We start from the raw sequence: 1,030 nt of genomic DNA, 5'->3' as shown, positions 1-1,030 counted from the left end.
CGACCGCTTGCGGTCGAGCCTTTGGCTCAACCTCTTTTAGCGCAGAAACCCAAGCGTACACAGCAATCACGAGGTAAAAAAAATGCCTCTAGGATAAGAGGCATTTCAGAAAACATATTTGTACATTAAGCGGTGATATGACTGCCAACCCAAAACGCGGCACCGGCTACCGTCGCAATCATCGCAAAGGCAGTAGCAATAATGAGGTTTTTAAGGGAACTCACTTCATTACGAACCCCCAGGACCTCATTCCGTACCCCTTGAATATCAGATTTCAGCTCATTACGAACCGCTTCGATCTTCTGATCGAGTTCTTTCCGCGTATCATTTAACTGCTCTTGAGTGGCAGCATGAGCGGTTAGGTTGATCAGCTCTTCAACGCTTAATGTAACTTTGCTTGATTCAGACATAATAGAAACCTTATTTAGTTGTCTTTAGTTTACTGCATTACGTTACCGAAGTCATTCACGCCAGAATAGGCGTGAATGAGAGACATTTTCCACTAACTAATGGTTATATCCAACCACGCTCCGCAAATGACACCACATCTTCAAAAGACACCACGAAGTGATCGAGTACTCGAATATCAACCAAGGCTAACGCGTCGGTCAGTCGTCGAGTAATACGTCGATCGGCTTGACTGGGTGTGGCATCACCGCTGGGATGGTTATGATAAAAAATGACCGCGCTTGCATTTGTGGCCAGTGACTCTTTGACCACTTCACGCGGGTAAACGGATGCGGTGTCAATGGTGCCGTTAAACATCTCTTTTGTGCGTAAAACTCGATGCTGACTATCAAGAAATATCACCCCAAACACTTCGCTTTCATTGGAAGCGAGTGAAGTCTGACAAAATGACTTCACCAATTCAGGGGAATTGAGTGGCGTCTGCTCTGACACAAACAACTTAGATTTTAAAATGCTCGCGGCATGGTGCAAGATATCTTTTTCTTCTACAGAGAAAAGGCTGTGATTAGAGTAGTTAGCAAGTACAGACATAATAGATCCCTTTTAATATTTAAAGTCGTGA

At 44.3% G+C, this 1,030-nt stretch carries 2 protein-coding genes; both read right to left on the bottom strand.

Annotation, left to right across the window (positions count from 1 at the left end; all coding sequences use genetic code 11):
- Positions 1–125: 125 nt before the first annotated feature.
- The gene (locus tag AB4653_RS07875) at positions 126–410 is read right to left on the bottom strand and encodes a DUF1640 domain-containing protein (protein WP_102257729.1); all 285 of its coding nucleotides are present in this window, start codon (positions 408–410) and stop codon (positions 126–128) included.
- A gap of 103 nt (positions 411–513) precedes the next feature.
- Positions 514–999, bottom strand: a complete 486-nt coding sequence (gene radC / locus AB4653_RS07870; protein WP_372103754.1) for a DNA repair protein RadC — start codon at positions 997–999, stop codon at positions 514–516.
- Between the last annotated feature and the right edge of the window lie 31 nt (positions 1,000–1,030).

Source organism: Vibrio sp. 10N.222.48.A3, from assembly GCF_041475345.1.
GTDB classification, from domain to species: domain Bacteria; phylum Pseudomonadota; class Gammaproteobacteria; order Enterobacterales; family Vibrionaceae; genus Vibrio; species Vibrio tasmaniensis_A.
The sequence above is the reverse complement of the archived record's forward strand: the minus strand, read 5'-3'. Positions and strand labels throughout refer to the sequence as shown.

Bases quoted from the DNA above. Each gene is read 5' to 3' on its own strand.
- AB4653_RS07875 (WP_102257729.1), bottom strand. From the start codon at position 410: ATGTCTGAATCAAGCAAAGTTACATTAAGCGTTGAAGAGCTGATCAAC.
- radC (WP_372103754.1), bottom strand. From the start codon at position 999: ATGTCTGTACTTGCTAACTACTCTAATCACAGCCTTTTCTCTGTAGAA.